This window comes from Pseudomonas sp. BIGb0176 (assembly GCF_024810175.1).
In the GTDB taxonomy this organism is placed as follows: domain Bacteria; phylum Pseudomonadota; class Gammaproteobacteria; order Pseudomonadales; family Pseudomonadaceae; genus Aquipseudomonas; species Aquipseudomonas protegens.
This window is the reverse complement of record NZ_JANUEC010000001.1, coordinates 1,240,490-1,260,324: the sequence shown is the minus strand read 5'-3', so window position 1 is coordinate 1,260,324 and position 19,835 is coordinate 1,240,490. Positions and strand designations below refer to the sequence as shown.

Here is a 19,835-nt window from a genome sequence, read left to right as displayed (position 1 = left end):
GTGCAACACGCTCACACGGGGCCGCGCTGCGGCCCCTCATCACGCCCGGTGCCGATCGGCAAGCCGGGTTTCGCGGCGGCCTGGCGGCCCCCCTGTTGAATTCCCTACTCCCGAAGGCGCCTAGAATGCACGCCGCAGAGGGGCAACCTGGCGAGGGTTGTGCGCCAGGTCGTAGCGCAATTCGGCAATCAGCTCGTTGATTTCCCGACAGCCGTTGAGCTGCGAGGCGTCGATGCCGGTAACCACCAGGTCGACCCGGTCGGTTTGATGGTCGCCGAAGACCTTCACGGTCATCGACAGGTCGGGGCTTAGGGTGCATTGGCAGCGTTTGGGCAGAAAGCTGCTTTCAATGATATTTCGCAGTTCAAGGGCAGATAGAAACATGGCGACTCTCTCCTTTGTTCGAGACGGCCAATCAATAGGCAAACAACCTGACAACAATGACGTCCGTGTTCGGTAGTGATCCGGGCCCGGTCTTGATCCTTGCAGACGGAGCCAAGCTACAGACTAAGCCGCTTTCCCGAGGCTGCTAAATTCGATTTCGCTCTGAGCACCGGGGTTTTTCGCTGGGTTGGCTGCCAGCCCATACCGGCCGCCGGCCTATCCCTCCATTTGCGTGCAACTGGTCTTGTTTCAAGGTTTTGCTCAATCGCGGGCCTGATTGATAAAGCAGCAGGAAACGTGCCTGGCCGGCAGCGCCACAGGGCCCTGCGAAATCGGCACGCGGCGTACGAGCAGCCGTGCAAAGTGCAAGAAAGCAGGCAGTTGGCCTTGCAAAATGCCCTGCTACCCAGGACGTTTGCATTGCGCCTCGGGCGCCGGTCAGAATGCCCGGGCCGGACTTTCCCCAAGGCGCCCACTCAAACGGGTGTATCGCGCTTTCAATCAGCCAGGAGGCTTCATGCGTCTGCTCCCCCTTGCCAGCGTCACCCTGCTTTCGGCTCTCTGCGCCCAGGCCTTTGCCGCCAAGCTCGAAGACACCGCACCCTACCCCAAGGCCGAAGACGGCTTCACCCGCCAGGTCATCCACCTGCCCAAGCAACAGCACGAAGACCGCTACAAGGTCGAGATCCTCGCCGGCAAGACCCTCACCGTGGACTGCAACCTGCAGCGCCTGGGCGGCAAACTGCTAGAGAAGAACCTCGAAGGCTGGGGTTATCCCTACTACCGCCTGGACCAGGTCAGCGGCCCGATAAGTACGCGGATGGCCTGCCCCGACGGCAAGACCCGCGAGGATTTCGTCCCGGTGACCGGTGACGGCTTCGTCTTGCGCTACAACAGCAAGCTGCCGATCGTGATCTACGCGCCCAAGGACGTGGAAGTGCGCTACCGCCTGTGGAGCGCCGCGGACAAGACAGAAAACGCCCGCCAGGAATAAGCCATCCCCCCAGCCGGAGTGCCGCCCTTGATTACCTGCCATGTCAAATACGTGATCGACCCCTACCAACTGGCCGAGTTCGAAGCCTACTCCAAGGCCTGGATCGCGGTGGTGAGGCGGCTGGGCGGCACCCACCACGGCTATTTCCTGCCCTGCGAAGGTGCCAGCAACATCGCCTACTGCCTGTTCAGCTTTCCTTCCCTGGCGGACTACGAAGCCTACCGCCAGAGCGCCCTCAGTGACCCGGAAAGCGTGGCCCTGGTAGCGGCGGTGGTGCAAAAGCGCTTCATCCTCAGCTACGAACGCAGCTTCATGCGCCCTCTGCTGTCGTAGGAGCCGGCTTGCCGGTGAAGCTTGCATCGCTGTGCCGGACGCCTTCGCTGGCAGGTCTGTTCCTACAAGGCGGCGTTGCTCAGGGCGGCGCGTTCGGCGACGTGGCGCAAGCTGTCAAAGTTGATGTTGGCCCCCGAGTCGATCGCCACCAGGGTCTGGCCGCGGACGCCGCTTTGCGCCACGTATTCCTTGATGCCCGCCACCGCCAGGGCGCCCGAGGGCTCGGTGATGGAGCGGGTATCGTCGTAGATGTCCTTGATCGCCGCACACAGCTGGTCGTTGCTGACGCTGATCACTTGATCCACGTGATGCCGGCAGATCTGGAAACCATGCTCACCGATCTGCGCCACCGCAACGCCGTCGGCAAAGGTTCCCACTTCAGGCAGCACCACCCGCTGCCCTGCCGCCAGAGCCTGTTGCAGACAGTTGGAATGTTCGGACTCGACACCAACGATGCGGATCTGTGGCCGTAGGTATTTGACATAGGCGGCGATCCCGGCGATCAGCCCGCCACCGCCGACCGGAACGAAGATCGCGTCCAGTTCGCCCTGCTGCTGGCGCAGGATCTCCATGGCCACGGTGCCTTGCCCGGCAATCACATGGGGATCATCAAAGGGTGAAACAAAGGTACTGCCGGTGCGTTGGGCCAGATCCAGGGCATGCTCCAGGGCGAAGGGAAAGCTCTGGCCATGCAGGATCGCCTCGGCGCCGCGGCTGCGCACCCCCAGCACCTTGAGTTCCGGGGTGCTGGCGGGCATCACGATGCTTGCCTTGATCCCCAGTTCCCGCGCCGCCAGCGCCACGCCCTGGGCATGATTGCCGGCGGACGCGGTGACCACTCCGCGCAGCTTCTGCTCCGGGGTGAGGTGCGCCAGGCGGTTGTAGGCGCCACGGATCTTGAAGGAAAAGGTCGGTTGCAGGTCTTCGCGCTTGAGCAGGATCTGATTGCCCAGCCGCTCGGACAGCGCCGGCGCCGCCTGCAACGGCGTACGGATCGCCAGGTCGTAGACCGGCGCCGCAAGAATCATCTTCACGTAGCGCTCCAGCAACGCCATGTCGGCACTGGGCTGGGGGGTAGCAGAACGGCTGGGGCGACTCATGGTGGATCTCCTGGCTGTGTACGAAGCCCGGGAGACAGAGAGAAAAAACCCGCCTCCAGGGCGGGTTGGGTGCAGTCGTCAGCAAGCCCGCCAATAAGGAATGGCGGTAATAATGCTTGGCTGGGAACGATATGCAGGGAAAGTCATGGGCTGGAAATTACTCGCGCCAGCAGGGTCCGGTCAACGCTTTTTTCCCGGCCTCCTTGAACGGCGACGTCTGCCATTGGGCACCGTGGCTTGAAGCTCAATATACGAAACATATATGATTCGTATATTTCCTCAAGGGAGGCCCCCATGGGCATCGTCAAGATCTCCGATGAACTGCACGAGCAGATCCGCGTGGCCAGCGCCGCCATGGACCGCTCGATCAATGCCCAGGCCGAGTTCTGGATGAAGATCGGCCTGCTGGCCGAACTCAACCCTCACCTGGCCTACAACGACCTGATCAACAAGCTGTTGCTGAACAAGCCCGACCTGCTCAGGGGGCGCGCATGACCCAGGCCCTGATCAAGACCCCGGAACAACTGGCGCTGATGCGCGAAGCCGGGCGGCTGCTGGCCCAGGTGTTCACCTATCTCGACGGTTTTGTCGCCCCCGGCCTGTCCACCCTGGAGCTGGACGCCGCGGTGGAACACCTGATCCGCCATGAACTCAAGGCGCGCCCGGCCAGCAAGGGCCAGTACAACTACCCCTACTGCATCAACACCTCGATCAACGAGGTGGTGTGCCACGGCATGCCCCACCCCAAGGCCGTGCTCAAGGACGGTGACATCATCAATATCGACATCACCCTGGAGAAGAACGGCTACATCGCCGACTCCAGCAAGATGTACCTGATCGGCACCGTCGGGCCCAAGGCCCGGCGCCTGGTGGACACCACGTTCGAGGCCATGTGGGCGGCGATCAAGGTGGTGCGCCCCGGCGCCCGGCTGGGCGATATCGGCCATGCCATCCAGGCCCATGCCGAAGCCAAGGGCTACAGCGTGGTCCGTGAATACTGCGGCCATGGCATCGGCCGGCAGATGCACGAAGAGCCGCAAATCCTCCACTTCGGTCGCCCCGGTACCGGCCTGGAGCTGCGCGAGGGCATGGTCTTCACCATCGAGCCGATGCTCAACCAGGGCAGCGCCCGGGTTCGCGGGCTCAAGGATGGCTGGACCGTGGTCACCCGCGACAACGGCCTCTCGGCCCAGTGGGAACACACGGTGGCGGTGACCCGGGACGGCTTCGAGGTGCTGACCCTGCAACCGCAATGAAGGCCCCTACCAGGCCTGGCCGCGCCGCTTGAGCTCCAGGCGGCGGACAAACTCCTCCAGCACCAGGGCATAGAGATCGTCCTGCAGGTAGGCATCCTCGATGCCGGCGTCGAGGTTGGGGTTGTCGTTGACCTCGATCACCACCACCTTGTCGCCGGACTGCTTGAGATCGACGCCGTACAGGCCGTCGCCGATCAGGTTGGCGGTCTTCACCGCCAGATCCACCACCGCCCGGGGCGCTTCGTGGATCGCCAGGGTGCGGCACTCGCCGTTGATGTCCTGGCCCTTGGCCTTGTGGTTGTAGATCTGCCAATGGCCCTTGGACATGAAGTACTGGCAGGCAAAGATCGGTTTGCGATTGAGCACGCCGATGCGCCAGTCGTACTCGGTGTAGAAGAACTCCTGGGCCAGCAGCAGTACCGAGTGCTCGAACAGCTCGGCGGTGGCTTCCATCAAGGCCTGCTGGCTCTCGACCTTGATCACTCCGCGGGAAAAACAGCCGTCGGGGATCTTCAGCACCAGGGGAAAACCCAGGCGCTCGCCGACCCGTTCGAAATCCTGCGGTCGCTCCTTGTAGAGAATCTCGGTGGCGGGCATGCCCAGTTGATGGCCCTTGAGCAGGTCGCTGAGGTAGACCTTGTTGGTGCAGCGCAGGATCGACGCCGGGTCGTCCATCACCACCAGCCCTTCGCTCTCGGCCTTCTTGGCAAAACGGTAGGTGTGGTTGTCGACGCTGGTGGTCTCGCGGATCAGCAGCGCGTCATATTCGGCCAGCCGCGAATAGTCCTTCTTCTCGATCAGTTCCACATCGATGCCCAGGCCCTTGCCCACGCGAATGAAACTCTCCAGCGCCCGAGGGTTGGAAGGCGGCAGCAGTTCCTGGGGATCATGGAGAATGGCCAAGTCATAACGGGCCACTTGCCGGGAGCGCGGAACCCGCCAGACCTTGCGGCTGAAACTGTCCAGGGAGTTGGCGAACTGATCTTCCTGATCTTCGCGCAACTTATGCAGCGCCCCCGACTTGACGCCTTCGATGTGCCAACTGTTAGTTCGCTTGAAATCAACTAACAGGATCGGACAAGGGAAGAGTTCAAATAATTGCCGAGCCAATTCCTGCAAGGGCTCTATATGAGTTCGACCGAAGTAAAGGGTCAGCGTAAAGCCTTCGGTATCGCGGTAAAGATGATTGCTCAGGGCCTTTTCCAGGCTCTTGTCGAGATCATCCAGGGCCAACCCGTAAAGCGCCTTGCGGGTCAGTTCGCTGATGGTGCGCACCGAGGGAATCACCCGGTGACCGCGGGCTTCAGCCAATAGCGAGCAATAGTAGCCATGCCCCAGGTACTTGTAGCTGCGGCACAGGTTGATCACCTGGACGCGCTTGCCGGGCGCGCTTTCGCGGCTGTGTTCGAGGTACTCCTGGGCCGTGAGGATGTCGTCGCTGGGAAAGTACGAGGCCCAGTCTTCCTTGCGTTCGACAATAATGATTACCTGGCTTGAGGTTTTGTCCAGCCGGGCAATATTAGTTGAGGAAGTGATTGTCGCAGGCAAACTTTGCCCGGATACTTCTCGCCAATGACCTTGTACCGCTGACATAAAGTTCGCTCTCGCTGAAGAACCTGACCCTTTCTATTAAGCACGAACTTTTTTTGAAGTCTCGTTTCATTACGCAACTTTTACGGCGGTCATATGGATCTTGTCTTTCGCACTGCAACCCTCGAGGACTTGCCGGCGCTGGTGGCGCTGGAAGAGCAATGTTTCACCAGCGACCGGCTGACCCCGCGCAGCTTCCAGTGGATGATCAGCCGCGCCCATGGGCAGCTGCTGGTGGCCGAACAGCAGGCGCAGGTGCTGGGGTATGCCCTGGTGCTGTTTCATCGCGGCACCTCCCTGGCGCGCCTGTATTCCCTGGCCATCGCCGAAAGCGCCCGGGGCCTGGGGCTGGGCAAGCGCCTGCTGCAACGCATGGAGGCCTGTGCCCTGGCCCATGACTGCGCCTACCTGCGCCTGGAGGTACGCACCGACAACCCTGCGGCCATCGCCTTGTACGAGCGCAACGGCTACCGGCGTTTCGCCCTGGTCCCCGACTATTACCAGGACCACGCCGACGCCCTGCGCCTGGAAAAACGCATCCTCCAGCACCGCGAGACCCGCAGCATCCGCGTGCCCTACTACCAACAGACCACCGACTTCACCTGCGGCCCCGCCTGCCTGCTGATGGCCATGGGCGCCCTGCAACCTTCACGGCCCCTGGAGCGTCGGGAGGAACTGCAGATCTGGCGTGAAGCCACCACCGTCTTCATGACCTCGGGCCATGGTGGCTGCAGCCCCCAGGGCCTGGCCCTGGCGGCCTGGCGCCGCGGTTTTGCCGTGCGCTTGCAGGTCAACAGCAGCGGGCCGCTGTTTCTCAACGGCGTGCGCGACGAACATAAAAAGGACGTCATGCGCCTGGTCCACGATGAGTTCTGCAAGGAACTGGATGCCAGCGAAGTGCAGCAGGTGCTCGGCGGGCCGCTGGACCTGCCCGGCCTGTTGCGTGAACGCGGCCAGCCCCTGGTGCTGATCAGCAGCTATCGCCTGACCCGCTCCAAGGCGCCGCACTGGGTGATAGTCACCGACTGCGACCAGGACTTCGTCTACCTCCACGACCCGGATGTCGACCACAGCCAGCACCGCCAGCCCCTGGACTGCCAGCACCTGCCGGTGAGTCACGGCGAGTTCGCCAAGATGTGCAGTTTCGGCAGCAGCAAACTGCGCGCCGCGGTGATCCTCTTCCCCCCGCGAGCCCACCCGTAGGAGCCGGCTTGCCGGTGAAGAGGCGCAGCCTTGCGCGGCCCCTGCCAGCGCCTTCGCTGGCAAGCCAGCTCCTACAGCAGCCAGATACGCCCCGCAGCCGCCCCCCGTAGGAACCGGCTTGCCGGCGAAAAGGCCCGCAGCCTTGCGCGGCCCCTGTGGGCGCCTGCAAGGGAGCCCGGGGCTATTGCAGGCCGACTTTGTACAGCGTGCCCTGGTCCTCGTCGGTGAGGATGTAGAGGTAGCCGTCCGGGCCCTGGCGCACATCACGAATACGCGCCTTGAGCCCGCCCAGCAGGCGTTCCTCGTGCTCGACCCGATCACCGTTGAACTGCAGCCTGATCAGCTCCTGGCTGGCCAGGGCGCCAATGAACACGTTGTGCTGCCAGGGCTTGAAGCGGTCGCTGTCATAGAAGGCCATGCCGCTGATGCCGGGGGACTTCTCCCACACATGGTGCGGCGCCACGGTGCCGGGCGCGGTCTGGCCCACGGCCTCGGGGATCGGCTGGCCGGAATAGTTGATGCCGTGGGTCGCCAGAGGCCAGCCGTAGTTCTTGCCGCGCTCGATGATATTGATCTCGTCGCCACCCTTGGGCCCGTGTTCGTTCTCCCAGAGGGTGCCGCTCCAGGGGTTGAGCGCCGCCCCCTGGGGGTTGCGGTGGCCGTAGCTCCAGATCTCCGGGCGCACCCCGGCCTGGCCGACGAAAGGGTTGTCATCCGGCACCCGACCATCCGGGTACAGGCGCACGATCTTGCCCTGGAGCTTGTCCAGATCCTGGGCGGTGGGCCGGTCGTTGTTTTCTCCCAGGGTCACGAACAGGTAGCCGTCGCGGTCGAACACCAGCCGCGAACCGAAGTGATTGCCCGTGGACAGCTTGGGTTCCTGCCGGAAGATCACCTGGAAATCCTTGAGCCCGCTCAGGTCATCGCTCAAACGGCCACGGCCCACGGCGGTGCCGGCAGTCCCGCCCGCGCCGCCACCTTCGGCATAGGACAGATACACCATGCGGTCCTGCTTGAAGTCCGGCGACAGCGCCACATCCAGCAAGCCGCCCTGGCCCTTGGCCCAGACCTTGGGCACCCCGCTCAGGGGCGCCGAAAGCTTGCCGTCCGCGCCGACCAGCCGCAGGTTGCCCGGGCGCTCGGTCACCAGAATGCCCTGGCGGTCCGGCAGGAATGCCAGGGCCCAGGGATGGTCAAGGCCGGCAGCCACCGGAGTCAGGTTCAGCGTGCCCTGTTCACTGGGAAAAGCCTGGGGTGTGGCGGCCATGGCGGGCACGGCACTGCCCAGCAAGACGCTGGAGCACAAGGTGGCGATAAGGGTTTTACGCAACATGCTCGCTTCCTTTTGTCGATCGAGAAAATCCTCGGTAGCAGGTTTCGCACCTGCCGCCAGGGTGGCAGGACAGTGCTTCAGCGCCGGTTGCCGGGATCGCTGTCGCGGGGGCTTTGCACCCGGGGATCAGGGTTGGGTCGCTGCACCCCGCCACGCGGGTAGCCATTGCCGATGCCACCGTTCTCAAGGGTTGGCGGGCGACCGGTCGGAGCGGTGCTGGGGCCGCGCACGGGCGGGCTGCTGGGCTGGGTGCCCTGCATGCTGTTGGGGTTGGCGCGACGGATGGGGTTGCTGTAGGGGTCGTTGTTGCCGCTGCTGGGCAGGTTCTGCGCCAATTGCAGAGGGTGTTGATGGGTGGGAGGTGCTTTAGGGGCGCCAGCCCAGGCCGCGCCGCTGGTCCAGACCAGCGCGATGAGTGCGGCAAGCCCGCGAGCCAGACCGTTCATGAAAAGCCTCCTGAGGAGCGACAAGGTATCGAATTCGATTCCACGCTACGCCCAGGGTTCGGCTTTGTTAACTAAATAATCCTTCAGAACATGTAACACCCGGTATCCACGGTGCCTTCATCTGCAAGCGCTGGCTGGCCTGCGAACGGGCCCTTTGGCCATGCCTCTGGCTCAAGGATGCGTTCGCCGGCAAGCCCGCTCCTACACCGCGGGGGAGCAACGTCAGATGTAGATGAACAGCAACAGCAGTGCAGCGAAGATCGCCCACTTTTCCAGGTAGTAGCGCGCGCGGTTGCGCTTTTTCAGTTCTTTGCCCCGCAAGCGGATCTTGTACAGCTTGTTGAAGGCACGGTTCAGGCCACCGGTCTTGTCGCCGGCATCGTTGGGCGCGCCGGCGGCGGACATCACGGTACGGCTGAACCAGCCATTGAACGCAGCGGCCCAGCGGTACTTCATCGGCCGCTCGACATCGCAGAACAGAATGATGCGGTTCTGCTCGGTGGTGTTTTCCGCGTAGTGAATGTAGGTCTCGTCGAACATCACCGCTTCGCCGTCGCGCCAGTGATAACGCTCACCGTCGACCTCGATGAAGCAGCCTTCGTTGTTCGGCGTGGAAAGACCCAGGTGGTAGCGATATGAACCGGCATAAGGGTCGCGGTGACGAACCAGGCGCGAACCAGGCGGCAGCTCGGCGAACATCGCAGCCTTGATTGAACCGATGCTCTGCACCAGCTCGGTGGTGCGTGGGCACAGCTTCATCGCCGAAGGGTGGCTGTCGCCGTACCACTTCAGGTAGAAGCGTTTCCAGCCGGTCTTGAAGAAGGAGTTGAAACCCACATCGTTGTACTGGTCCGAGCGCTTGATCTCGCCGGCCTGTAGCAGGCTCTGGCCTTCGGCACGGATCTCTTCCCAGTGTTCCTGCAGCTTGTTCATCTCCGGGAAGTCGGCCGGGTCCAGGTACGGCCGGTTGGGGTACTTGGAGAACAGATAGAGGAAGCAGTTGATGGGCGCCAGGAAGGTCGAGTGATCGCTGAGCTGGCGGCCCAGTTTATGGCGCACGCGCCCCCGCAGGTGTACGTACGCAATGGATAAAACGTATACAGCGGCAATGATGAGTTTCACGGAAATCGTCACACGTCAGAAGAGAACATGCTGCGCCTCTGAAAGCCCGGAAGGCCAAAGGCAAATTGCAGCGTCTGAGTTGAAAAAAGCGTAACCGGCGACGCTCTTCGTCGCAGGTTCGACCCTCGGCATCTGGCCGTCGGCTGGCATTTTAGCCACAGTTTGTAACCAATGGTTAACTCATATTTGTTAAAAGCTGCGCTCCTTTCGTTGAAAGATGCGGGTATTGCGCCGGCTGTTGATTCAGCTCAACAAAAGCCGCTCGGTGCCGGTAGCGACCCGCAAGTGACTGTGTTGCCAGGCCTTGCCGAGGTATCCTGCGTGCCGCTGCCCTCTCCTCTTCGGCAAGGATTCCCGACTTGATCGACCCCAATCTCCCACCAACCCTGGTGCTGCTGCCGGGCATGGATGGCACCGGCACCCTGTTCGAACCGCTGCTCCAGGCCCTGGGCCAGCATTGGCCGGTACAGGTCTTGCATTATCCCGGCGATCAGCCCCTGGGCTACCCGGCCCTGGTGGAGCGGGTGATGGCGCAATTGCCGACGAACCGGCGATTCATCCTGTTGGGCGAGTCCTTTTCCGGCCCGGTGGCGGTGAGCGTGGCCGCCCGCAATCCCGAAGGGCTGATGGGCCTGGTGCTGTGCAGCAGCTTTGTACGCAATCCGCGCCCGCGCCTTGCGCCTTTGCAGCCCCTGCTCAAGGTTCTGCCGGTGCAGCGCCTGCCGTTCTGGCCCATGGATGCCCTGCTGCTGGGCGGCTTTTCCACCCCGGCACTGCGTCAGGCACTGGCGGCGGCGATCGCCCAGGTGGCGCCGCAGGTACTGCAGGCCCGGTTGCAGGCGGTGATCGCCGTGGATGTACGCCAGGCCCTGGCTGCCAGCCGGGTGCCGCTGCTGTACCTGCGGGCCCGCCAGGATCGCCTGGTGCCCCCATCGGCTTCGGCCCTGGTCCGGCAGCTGCGCAGCGACGCCCGGCTGGTGGAGATCGAGGCGCCCCACTGCCTGCTCCAGGCCGCGCCGGCCGCGGCAGCGGCGCAATTGCAGCACTTCCTGAACGACCTGCTGGAAGCGGCTGCCATGCCCGTCAGGGGTTGAACATCGTCTGCCCGCGCTAAAATCCCTGCCCCTGTGTCATACAACTGCTCGTTTACATATGCGACAATGCGCGCAAATTTCAACATGCACCCCGCACTCTTCGCTCAGCAACCTGGCCTCTTGGCCGGAATGTTGCGCTCGACGTACGCCCGCTGGCTCAGTTCCACACCCATACCGGTCCGACCTGGAAGGCTCCAGATCGCGCCCTGTGGATTTAAGGTCGGCGCTAAAACATTGGTAGGTAAGTAATTGATCTCCACAGCTAACATCACCATGCAGTTCGGCGCCAAGCCGCTGTTCGAGAACGTTTCGGTCAAGTTCAACGGCGGCAACCGCTACGGCCTGATCGGCGCCAACGGTTGCGGCAAGTCGACCTTCATGAAAATCCTCGGTGGCGACCTCGAGCCGTCCGGCGGCCAGGTCATGCTGGAACCGAACGTGCGCCTGGGCAAGCTGCGCCAGGACCAGTTCGCCTACGAAGAATTCACCGTGATCGACACCGTGATCATGGGCCACGAGGAGCTGTGGAAGGTCAAGGCCGAGCGCGATCGCATCTACTCGCTGCCGGAAATGACCGAAGAAGACGGCATGGCCGTGGCCGAGCTGGAAACCGAATTCGCCGAGATGGACGGCTACACCGCCGAGTCCCGCGCCGGTGAGCTGCTGCTGGGCCTGGGCATACCCCTGGAACAGCATTTCGGCCCGATGACCGAAGTCGCGCCAGGCTGGAAACTGCGAGTTCTGCTGGCCCAGGCGCTGTTCTCCGATCCGGAAGTGCTGCTGCTGGACGAACCGACCAACCACCTGGACATCAACACCATCCGCTGGCTGGAAAACATCCTCACGGCGCGTAACAGCACCATGATCATCATTTCCCACGACCGGCACTTCCTCAACAGTGTCTGCACCCACATGGCCGACCTGGACTACGGCGAGCTGCGCCTGTTCCCGGGCAACTACGACGAATACATGATCGCCGCGACCCAGTCCCGCGAGCAACTGCTGTCGGACAACGCCAAGAAGAAAGCGCAGATCGCCGAACTGCAGACCTTCGTCAGCCGCTTCTCCGCCAACGCCTCGAAAGCCAAGCAGGCCACGTCCCGGGCCAAGCAGATCGACAAGATCCAGCTGGCCGAAGTCAAGCCGTCGAGCCGCGTCAGCCCGTTCATCCGCTTTGAACAGACCAAGAAACTGCACCGCCAGGCGGTGACCCTGGAGCGCATGTCCAAGGGTTTCGACGGCAAGACCCTGTTCCAGAACTTCAGCTTCACCGTCGAGGCCGGCGAGCGCGTAGCGATCATCGGCCCCAACGGCATCGGCAAGACCACTCTGCTGCGCACCCTGGTGGGCGAGCTGACCCCGGACGCCGGCACAGTGAAGTGGACCGAAAGCGCGGAGCTGGGCTACTACGCCCAGGACCACGCCCATGACTTCGAAGACGACGTCAGTCTGTTCGACTGGATGGGCCAGTGGACCCAGGGCGAACAGATGATCCGCGGCACCCTGGGCCGGATGCTGTTCTCCAACGACGAGATCCTCAAGTCGGTGAAGGTGATTTCCGGTGGTGAGCAAGGCCGCATGCTGTTCGGCAAGCTGATCCTGCAAAAGCCCAACGTGCTGGTGATGGACGAACCGACCAACCACCTGGACATGGAATCCATCGAGGCGCTGAACCTGGCCCTGGAGAACTACCCGGGCACCCTGATCTTCGTCAGCCACGACCGTGAGTTCGTATCGTCCCTGGCCACCCGCATCATCGAGTTGAGCCCAAGCGGCGTGACCGACTTCAGCGGCACCTACGACGACTACCTGCGCAGCCAGGGCGTGATGTTCTAAAGACAGCGGCAAGCGGTAAGCGACAACAAAAAAGCCCCGTCCAGTGTGACGGGGCTTTTTTGTATGCCCCCTTCGCTCGCAGGTGCCGGCTTGCTGACGAAAAGGCCCGTCAGCCTTGCATCACCCGGCGGGCGCCTTCGCTGGCAAGCCAGCTCCGGCACGAACCCACAGGTCTCTGTAGGAGCCGGCTTGCCGGCGAACAGGCCCGCAAGACTTGCACCGCTCCTGCCAGCGCCTATCGGGTACGGGGAATAGATAGTTAGCCTGCTTTCTTTTACGTTCACGGCACGCGATGATGCAGGCCTCTAACCGCCGCCCGCGAACGAGCCTTCATGCCCGAGCCACAAACGCCCGCTCAAAGCTCCATGGCGATCACCCTGCAGATCGTCTCCATCGTCTTCTATACCTTTATCGCCTTCCTTTGCATCGGCCTGCCGATCGCGGTGTTGCCAGGTTATGTCCACGAACAGCTGGGCTTCAGCGCGGTGGTCGCCGGGCTGACCATTGGCGCGCAATACCTGGCCACCCTGCTCAGCCGGCCCATGGCCGGGCGCATGTCGGACACCGTGGGCACCAAGCGTTCGATCATCTACGGCTTGCTGGGGATTCTGCTCAGCGGGGTGCTGACCCTGGTTTCGGTGCTGCTCGTCCAGTGGCCGCTGCTGAGTCTCGCCGTGCTGCTGGGCGGGCGCCTGCTGCTGGGGGTGGCCCAGGGCCTGATCGGGGTCGGCACCATCAGTTGGTGCATGGGCCAGGTCGGTGCGGAGCACACCGCGCGGTCTATCTCCTGGAATGGCATTGCCTCCTACGGCGCTATCGCCATTGGTGCACCGTTGGGGGTGCTGATGGTCCAGCAATACGGTTTCGTCAGCCTCGGCATCGCCTTGTCGATCCTGGCGATCCTGGCGTTGCTGCTGATCCGCAACAAACCCTCGGTGCCGGTGATTCGCGGCGAGCGCCTGCCGTTCTGGGCCGTGTTCGGGCGCATTGCACCCTTTGGCGCCAGCCTGAGCCTGGCCTCCATCGGCTACGGCACCCTGACCACCTTCATCACCTTGTTCTACCTCAGCCGCGGCTGGACCGGCGCGGCCTATTGCCTGACGGTGTTCGGCGTGTGCTTTATCTTTTCGCGGCTGCTGTTCATCTCCTGCATCAGCCGTTTCGGCGGCTTTCGTTCGGCCATCGCCTGCATGTGCGTCGAAACCCTGGGCCTGGCCCTGCTGTGGCTGGCGCCCTCCACCGGCTGGGCCCTGGTGGGGGCCGGGTTGACCGGCTTCGGCCTGTCGCTGGTGTACCCGGCCCTGGGAGTGGAGGCCATCAAGCAAGTGCCCAACAGCAGCCGTGGCGCAGGTTTGAGCGCCTATGCGGTGTTTTTCGACCTGGCACTGGCCATCGCCGGGCCGTTGATGGGCGCGGTGGCGTTGAACCTGGGGTATTCGTGGATTTTCTTCTGCGCCGCCCTGCTCTCGCTGACCGGCCTGGGCCTGACCCTGATGCTCAAGCGCCGGGCCGGCGCCTGAGTCATTGATCGGCGGTCTGCATCCCGGCCCGGCTTGGCCGGCCCAGGGTATGGGCGAAGAAGTTGCCGGCTTCGAGAATCAGGTTGCGGTGGATGTCTTCACGGTCGACGCCGTCGGCATCGGTGCACAGCGCCGGCATCGCGGCCATCTGCTGTGCGGAACAAGGCGCCATGAACACGAAATGCCCGGCGCCGGCCAGCAGCTTGAAGTCCGGGGCCACCGGCAGTTTGCGCGCCAGGGCCGCGGCGTTCTTGTCCAGCGCCACCAACTGGTCGCCATCACCACTGTAGAGCAGCACCGGCACATGCACCCCGGCCAGGGTCTGGCGGCCGAACTTGAGGCTCAGGGGGGCCAGCAGCATCAAGGCATGCACCCGGGGGTCGGCCACCGGTTGCAGGTCGTCGCGGTCGACGATCAGTTCGCCCTGGGTGTTGCAGGCATCCCGGTCATTGGGGCGCTCCTGGCAGTAGCGCCGCAAGCGGTCCAGGTCCGGCGTGGCGCCGGAGAGAATCAACGCAGTCTCGCCACCGGCGGAATAGCCGATCACCCCCACCTGGTCGGCATTGACGAAGGGCGACAGCATGGGGTCTCCGAGGGTTGCGGTGATGGCTTCGGAAATCTGGATCGGCCGTCCGTACAGATTGCTCAGGGTACCCAGACGGCTGTGGTCCTTGGAGTTGTCGCCGGGGTGAATCACCGCCACCACGACAAAGCCCTTGCGTGCCAGAGAGGTGGCCAGGTCATGCAGGGCCAGAGGGGTGCCAGTGTTACCGTGGGACAGCATCAGCATCGGGAAGCGGCCGATGGCGATCTTGGCATCCCGCGAGGCAGCGATCTGATAGCCCTCAAGCTGGCTGCCGTGCTCGATACCGGTGGATGGGTAGAAGGCGATGGCGCGCATCGGTTGCCGGTCCAGGGGGTCGAGAAAACTCATCTCGTGAAAGCCCACGCTCCAGTGCGGATGCGGCCCAGGGGCGGCCTGCACCGAAAGCAGGCTGCTGAGCAAGCAGATCAGTAACATTGCACAAAGACGTTTCATCGCACGCCCACCTTTGCCGCCGGATCGAGAAAGCCGTTCTCCCCTGCCATCCCTTGCCGCCAAGGCCTTGCAGCTGTACCACGCCGTAGCCAGGGATGCACAAGCCGGGAGCCTTGCTCCGTGTGTTGCATAACCCGGGCCAGAAACCCTGAACACCACAATAAAAAAACTCCGCACCCTGCCCACTTCATGCGGTGAGCAGAATACAGAGTTTAGTGGCCCTTGCCGTGCAGCAAAGGCTCTTTACACAAGCCTTACGCGGCAGCGAAGAGTTGCTGGCTGATCTGCGCCTGGGCGTCGCTCATGGCTTTGCTGCGTACTTCCTCGCCGTAGGCCAGGCCATGGGCGCGAACGAATTCGACATCGGTGATGCCGAAGAAGCCGAACAGCACTTTCAGGTAGTCCTCGTGAGCCACCCCAGTGGCCTGGCCCACGTGCAGGCCGCCGGAAGTGGACACCACAATCACTTTCTTGCCGCCGCACAGGCCTTGCGGGCCGGCTTCGGTGTAGCGAAAGGTCTCGCCAGCCACGGCGATGCGGTCGATCCAGGCCTTGAGTTGGGTGGGAATGGTGAAGTTGTACATCGGCGCGGCGACTACCACGGTATCGGCAGCCTTGAATTCGGCCAGGGCCTGAGCGCTGAGCAGGGCCTCATGCTTCTGCGCGGCGTCACGCAGCTCCGCGGCGGTACCGGCAGCCACCAGGGTGGCGGCGGAGAAGTGGCTGATGGCGTCATTGGCCAGGTCGCGGTAGGTCACCACGGTGGCCGGATGAGCGGCTTTCCAGGCCTCGACCACGCTGTGGCTGAGCTGACGGGAGGCCGAGTTGTCACCAAGAATGCTGGAATCGATATGCAAGAGTTTCATCTGGGATCTCCAAGTGAGGACCGCCACTGGGCGATCGGATGTGGGCAATCCTACAGATGAAACCAATAGCTGATTAGCCGGCATAAATGCGATAGTTCGTCCCATCAGCAGGACAATCGAGCGAAAAATCATCATGCAAGACCTCAACGACCTCTATTACTTCGCCAAGGTGGTGGAAGCCGGTGGCTTCGCCGCCGCCGGACGCCTGCTGGGCATTCCCAAATCGCGGCTGTCACGGCGTATCGCCGAGCTTGAAGAACGCCTCAACGCCCGGCTGCTGCAACGCACCACCCGGCAACTGAGCCTGACTGCCGTGGGCGAGCGTTACCTGCGTCACTGCCAGGCCATGCTGCTGGAAGCGGAGATGGCCGACGAAGCCGTGGCCAGCATGGCCAGCGAACCCCGCGGGCGCCTGCGGGTGTCGAGCCCGGTGGGCCTGGCCCACGAACTGCTGACACCGCTGGTCAGCAGCTTTCTGGAGAAGTACCCCCAGGTGCAGCTGGAAATGCTCCTGCTCAACCGCCGTGTCGACCTGATCAACGAGGGTGTGGACGTCGCCCTGCGGGTGCGCGAGCTGGGCGACGAAGACCCGCTGCTGGTGACCCGGCGCCTGCGCCGGGCCCAGACGGCGATCGTGGCGACCCCAGACTTCCTCCGGCAGTACCCGGTGGAGCATCCGGAAGACCTGCGGCGCGTGCCGATTCTCGGCGCCCTGGAGGCCGACCGCCTGGTGCACCTGCGCCTGCTGGACCAGCAAGGCCAGGCCTGCGACCTGGCCCTGGAGGCACGCCTGGGCATCGACGACTTCATCGTGCGCCGTGCCTGTGCCCTTGCTGGCCAGGGCTGCACTGTGCTGCCCATGCTGTATTGCGAGGAGGAACTGGCCAGCGGCCAGTTGGTGCAGATGCTGCCGCAATGGTCATTGCCCGGCGGCTGGCTGCAGGCCGTGTATCCTCACCGCCGGGGTGTGATGCCGGCCGTGCGCGCCTGGATCGAGCACTTGAGTGAATCCTTCGAACGCTGCGGAGAACGACTGTTGTGAAAGCCCGAACCTTGAATGAAGAGCAAGTGGCGCAATTCTGCCTGGGCCTGCCGGGTGCGCGGGAAGACTACAAGTGGGGCGGTGTGCGGGTGTTCTCGATTGCCGGCAACAAGATGTTTGCCGTGCAGCACCTGCGGGGCGACTCGCTGGCCTTCAAGGTCGATCAGGAGCTGTTTCTCGGCCATGTCGACCGCCCGGGCATTGCGCCGGCGCCCTACCTGGCCCGGGCGCACTGGATCATCATGAACACCCCCTACCCCCTGGGCGCCTCGGAGCTCGAGGCGCTGCTGCAGCGCTCTCACCAGTTGGTGGTGAGCAAGCTGCCCAAGCGGGTTCAGGTGGGTTTGCTGCTCTAGAACAGGCTCAGCAGGCTGCTTTCCAGGAACAGCCGGTCGATCCAGAACACCTGGTGCAAGGCCACGATCAGCCAGAACACCAACTGGTAGGAGACCTTGCGGGTCTTGTGGCGCAACAACTGCTGGGCCAGCAAGGCCCCGGGCCAGCCACCGGCCAGTTCCAGGGCATGCAGGACGTTCTCCGGGGTACGCCGGCCCTCGGCCTGGGCCCGGCGCTTGTCGTGCCAGTAGACCAGGAAGGCCAGCAGGCTGACCGCGCCATAGGCGATCAGGGGAATGAGCGAAATCCCCTTCCACCACAGCGACAGCGAACCGAACAGCGGCAACCCGCACAGCAGTACGAACGCCAGCAGCTTGGCCCTGGGATGCTGGAGCCGTGCAGCACTGGCCGAGGACGCCGGGCGCCGGGCCGTACTCATGGCTTGGCCGCCGTCCAGTCGACCCAGCCGAACTGCCAGGTCGCCAGGATCAACAGGCCGAAGGCAATGCGATACCAGGCGAAGGCCGCGTAGCTGTGGCTGGCGATGAACTTCAGCAGGCCCTTGACCGCGATCATGGCGAAGACAAAGGCGGTGACGAAACCGATGGCGAACACCGGGAAGTCATCGGGCTGGAACAGATGGCGGTACTTGTAGCCTGAATACACCGCGGCGCCGACCATGGTGGGCATGGCCAGGAAGAACGAAAACTCGGTGGCGGTCTTGCGCGACAGGCCGAACAGCAGGCCACCGATGATGGTGGAGCCCGAGCGCGAGGTGCCCGGGATCATCGCCAGGCACTGGGCGCAGCCGACCTTGAGCGCGTCCTTCCAGGTGATGTCGTCCACTGTCTCGGCATGCACCTGGTGCTGCCGGCGCTCGGCCCACAGCATGATGAGGCCGCCGACCACCAGGGCCGTGGCCACGGTAATGGGGTTGAACAGGTAGGCATGGATCAGGTCGGCGAAGATCACCCCCAGCACCACCGCCGGCAGGAAGGCGATCAACAGGTTGATCGTGAAGCGCTGGGCCTTGGGCTGGGTCGGCAGGCCGATCACCACATCGAGGATCTTGCGGCGAAACTCCCAGACAACCGCAAGGATCGCCCCCAACTGGATAATGATGTTGAAGGCCATCGCCCGCTCGCCGCCAAAGTCGAGCAAGTCGGCCACAATGATCTGGTGTCCGGTGCTGCTGATGGGTAAAAACTCGGTCAGGCCTTCGACAATCCCGAGTATCAATGCCTGTGCGGCGGTCCAAAGATCCATCAATTCCCCCATGAGGCGATGCTCGTGGCATGCCTCTTTTTAATTGGTCAAAGCATTTGCTGCGTCGAGCGTAGCCGAGAAATCGGCGCTCGTAAGATCAACACAAGCCCATGAAAATTATGTGAAAAGTTCAGAAAGGTTCAGGTTTTCGGCAAAGGCGCCGAAATCCTAACAGACAGGCGCAAAACACGCCGCGATGTTATTGGACTTCCGTAGGGTTGGCGTTGGAAGGCCAGCGTGCTTGGATGCTCCGGGCCTTTTATGACAAGAACAAGAATCTGGAGTGACCGGATGATGAATAGCTTACGCAAGATGTCCATCAGTCAGCGCCTGTGGCTGATCCTGATCGTGGCGGTGCTGACCCTGGTGACCCTGGGCGTGATGATGCTCAAGCAGATTCATGGGGACCTGTACCTGGCCAAGGCGCAGAAGACCCAGCACGTGGTGCAGACTGCCGCCGGCGTGCTGAATTACTACCAGGGCCTGGAAGCCGCCGGCAGCCTGACCCGCGACCAGGCGCAGAAGCAGGCGCTGCAGGTGATTCGCGGGCTGCGCTACAACCAGAATGACTACTTCTGGATCAACGACCTGACGCCGGTGATGATCATGCACCCGGCCAACCCCAAGCTCGACGGGCAGAACCTGGCCGCGGTCAAGGACCCGGACGGTTTCGAGGTGTTCAACGAGATGGTGACCCTGGCCAAGGCCAAGGGCGGCGGCATGGTTGACTACCGCTGGCCCAAGCCCGGCGCCGAGCAACCGGTCCAGAAGACCTCCTACATCCAGCTGTTCCAGCCCTGGGGCTGGATCATCGGCTCCGGAGTCTATATCGACGACCTGCAGGACGAGTTCTACGCCCAGGTACTGCGCGCCTCCTCCATCGGCCTGGTGATTGCCCTGCTGATGGCCGCCCTGGTGGTGCTGATCGTGCGCAGCATTGTCAGCCCGCTGCGCGAAACGGTGCACGCCATGGCCAACATCGCCAGCGGCGAAAGCGACCTGACCCGCAGCCTCGACACCCACGGCCAGGACGAGGTCACCGAACTGGCCCGGCACTTCAACGGCTTTACCGCCA

The 19,835-nt window shown here is 63.2% G+C and carries 20 protein-coding genes and 1 pseudogene; 11 read left to right on the top strand and 10 right to left on the bottom strand.

From position 1 onward, the window contains the following. Window positions 1-120: 120 nt before the first annotated feature. Window positions 121-384 carry a DUF1652 domain-containing protein gene (locus M2395_RS05415; RefSeq protein WP_011061382.1) on the bottom strand — a complete coding sequence of 88 codons (264 nt, stop codon included), beginning with the start codon at window positions 382-384 and terminating at the stop codon, window positions 121-123. A 517-nt stretch (window positions 385-901) separates the two neighbouring features. Here M2395_RS05415 and eco point away from each other — a divergent pair. Next, on the top strand, window positions 902-1,378 hold the full coding sequence (eco, locus tag M2395_RS05410) for a serine protease inhibitor ecotin (RefSeq protein ID WP_015635680.1): 477 nt from the start codon (window positions 902-904) through the stop codon (window positions 1,376-1,378). A gap of 27 nt (window positions 1,379-1,405) precedes the next feature. Next, window positions 1,406-1,711 carry an NIPSNAP family protein gene (locus M2395_RS05405; RefSeq protein ID WP_053151739.1) on the top strand — a complete coding sequence of 102 codons (306 nt, stop codon included), beginning with the start codon at window positions 1,406-1,408 and terminating at the stop codon, window positions 1,709-1,711. A 62-nt stretch (window positions 1,712-1,773) separates the two neighbouring features. On the opposite strand, the gene ilvA is transcribed toward M2395_RS05405, so the two are convergent. Next, window positions 1,774-2,811 carry a threonine ammonia-lyase, biosynthetic gene (ilvA, locus tag M2395_RS05400; RefSeq protein ID WP_015635681.1) on the bottom strand — a complete coding sequence of 346 codons (1,038 nt, stop codon included), beginning with the start codon at window positions 2,809-2,811 and terminating at the stop codon, window positions 1,774-1,776. Between the two features lie 294 nt (window positions 2,812-3,105). On the opposite strand from ilvA, the gene M2395_RS05395 reads away from it, so the two are divergent. Together M2395_RS05395 and map are read left to right on the top strand one after the other, a co-directional pair. Beyond that, window positions 3,106-3,306, top strand: a complete 201-nt coding sequence (locus M2395_RS05395; RefSeq protein ID WP_011061386.1) for a ParD-like family protein — start codon at window positions 3,106-3,108, stop codon at window positions 3,304-3,306. Then, the gene (map, locus tag M2395_RS05390; RefSeq protein WP_011061387.1) at window positions 3,303-4,067 is read left to right on the top strand and encodes a type I methionyl aminopeptidase; all 765 of its coding nucleotides are present in this window, start codon (window positions 3,303-3,305) and stop codon (window positions 4,065-4,067) included. Before M2395_RS05395 ends, map begins: the two co-directional genes overlap by 4 nt. A gap of 6 nt (window positions 4,068-4,073) precedes the next feature. Here map and M2395_RS05385 read toward each other — a convergent pair whose 3' ends face one another. After that, entirely contained in the window at window positions 4,074-5,660 is a 1,587-nt protein-coding gene (locus tag M2395_RS05385; protein ID WP_015635682.1) for a RimK family alpha-L-glutamate ligase, read from the bottom strand. A 93-nt stretch (window positions 5,661-5,753) separates the two neighbouring features. On the opposite strand from M2395_RS05385, the gene M2395_RS05380 reads away from it, so the two are divergent. Next, on the top strand, window positions 5,754-6,860 hold the full coding sequence (locus M2395_RS05380; protein ID WP_123430737.1) for a GNAT family N-acetyltransferase/peptidase C39 family protein: 1,107 nt from the start codon (window positions 5,754-5,756) through the stop codon (window positions 6,858-6,860). Window positions 6,861-7,041: 181 nt separating this feature from the next. Here the strand turns inward: M2395_RS05380 and M2395_RS05375 are convergent, their stop codons facing one another. The 3 genes from M2395_RS05375 to lpxO form a co-directional block, all read right to left on the bottom strand. After that, window positions 7,042-8,193 carry a PQQ-dependent sugar dehydrogenase gene (locus M2395_RS05375; protein WP_065364102.1) on the bottom strand — a complete coding sequence of 384 codons (1,152 nt, stop codon included), beginning with the start codon at window positions 8,191-8,193 and terminating at the stop codon, window positions 7,042-7,044. Between the two features lie 77 nt (window positions 8,194-8,270). Beyond that, window positions 8,271-8,639 carry a hypothetical protein gene (locus M2395_RS05370; protein ID WP_077934159.1) on the bottom strand — a complete coding sequence of 123 codons (369 nt, stop codon included), beginning with the start codon at window positions 8,637-8,639 and terminating at the stop codon, window positions 8,271-8,273. 222 nt (window positions 8,640-8,861) lie between these two features. Beyond that, a complete protein-coding gene (lpxO, locus tag M2395_RS05365) occupies window positions 8,862-9,761 on the bottom strand; it encodes a lipid A hydroxylase LpxO (protein ID WP_077934160.1) in 900 nt (299 codons plus the stop codon). 359 nt (window positions 9,762-10,120) lie between these two features. Here lpxO and M2395_RS05360 point away from each other — a divergent pair, with 359 nt between their 5' ends. The 3 genes from M2395_RS05360 to M2395_RS05350 all read left to right on the top strand — a co-directional run bounded on the left by M2395_RS05360 (window position 10,121) and on the right by M2395_RS05350 (window position 14,211). Beyond that, window positions 10,121-10,855 carry an alpha/beta fold hydrolase gene (locus tag M2395_RS05360; protein WP_053158645.1) on the top strand — a complete coding sequence of 245 codons (735 nt, stop codon included), beginning with the start codon at window positions 10,121-10,123 and terminating at the stop codon, window positions 10,853-10,855. A 249-nt stretch (window positions 10,856-11,104) separates the two neighbouring features. Continuing rightward, window positions 11,105-12,691 (top strand): ABC-F family ATPase, encoded by a 1,587-nt coding sequence (locus M2395_RS05355; RefSeq protein ID WP_011061394.1) that lies wholly within the window; start codon window positions 11,105-11,107, stop codon window positions 12,689-12,691. Window positions 12,692-13,023: 332 nt separating this feature from the next. Continuing rightward, entirely contained in the window at window positions 13,024-14,211 is a 1,188-nt protein-coding gene (locus M2395_RS05350) for an MFS transporter (protein ID WP_072450281.1), read from the top strand. Between the two features lies 1 nt (window position 14,212). Here the strand turns inward: M2395_RS05350 and M2395_RS05345 are convergent, their stop codons facing one another. Together M2395_RS05345 and M2395_RS05340 are read right to left on the bottom strand one after the other, a co-directional pair. Continuing rightward, window positions 14,213-15,250 (bottom strand): dienelactone hydrolase, encoded by a 1,038-nt coding sequence (locus M2395_RS05345; RefSeq protein ID WP_011061396.1) that lies wholly within the window; start codon window positions 15,248-15,250, stop codon window positions 14,213-14,215. 254 nt (window positions 15,251-15,504) lie between these two features. After that, window positions 15,505-16,116 carry an FMN-dependent NADH-azoreductase gene (locus M2395_RS05340; RefSeq protein ID WP_053151749.1) on the bottom strand — a complete coding sequence of 204 codons (612 nt, stop codon included), beginning with the start codon at window positions 16,114-16,116 and terminating at the stop codon, window positions 15,505-15,507. 133 nt (window positions 16,117-16,249) lie between these two features. On the opposite strand from M2395_RS05340, the gene M2395_RS05335 reads away from it, so the two are divergent. Beyond that, entirely contained in the window at window positions 16,250-17,158 is a 909-nt protein-coding gene (locus tag M2395_RS05335) for a LysR substrate-binding domain-containing protein (protein ID WP_011061398.1), read from the top strand. An 11-nt stretch (window positions 17,159-17,169) separates the two neighbouring features. Beyond that, complete coding sequence (locus M2395_RS05330; protein ID WP_169891849.1) at window positions 17,170-17,514, top strand: MmcQ/YjbR family DNA-binding protein; 345 nt, start codon at window positions 17,170-17,172, stop codon at window positions 17,512-17,514. Here M2395_RS05330 and M2395_RS05325 read toward each other — a convergent pair. Continuing rightward, window positions 17,511-17,933, bottom strand: coding sequence for a DUF1294 domain-containing protein (locus tag M2395_RS05325; RefSeq protein ID WP_011061400.1), 423 nt, complete (start codon window positions 17,931-17,933; stop codon window positions 17,511-17,513). The two genes, M2395_RS05330 and M2395_RS05325, sit on opposite strands and share 4 nt — an antisense overlap. Next, the gene (locus tag M2395_RS05320) at window positions 17,930-18,760 is read right to left on the bottom strand and encodes an undecaprenyl-diphosphate phosphatase (RefSeq protein ID WP_011061401.1); all 831 of its coding nucleotides are present in this window, start codon (window positions 18,758-18,760) and stop codon (window positions 17,930-17,932) included. The genes M2395_RS05325 and M2395_RS05320 overlap by 4 nt, the downstream gene beginning before the upstream one ends. Window positions 18,761-19,021: 261 nt before the next feature. Here M2395_RS05320 and M2395_RS31740 point away from each other — a divergent pair. Next, a pseudogene (locus M2395_RS31740) lies at window positions 19,022-19,831 on the top strand (cache domain-containing protein); the annotation flags it as partial. Window positions 19,832-19,835 lie beyond the last annotated feature (4 nt).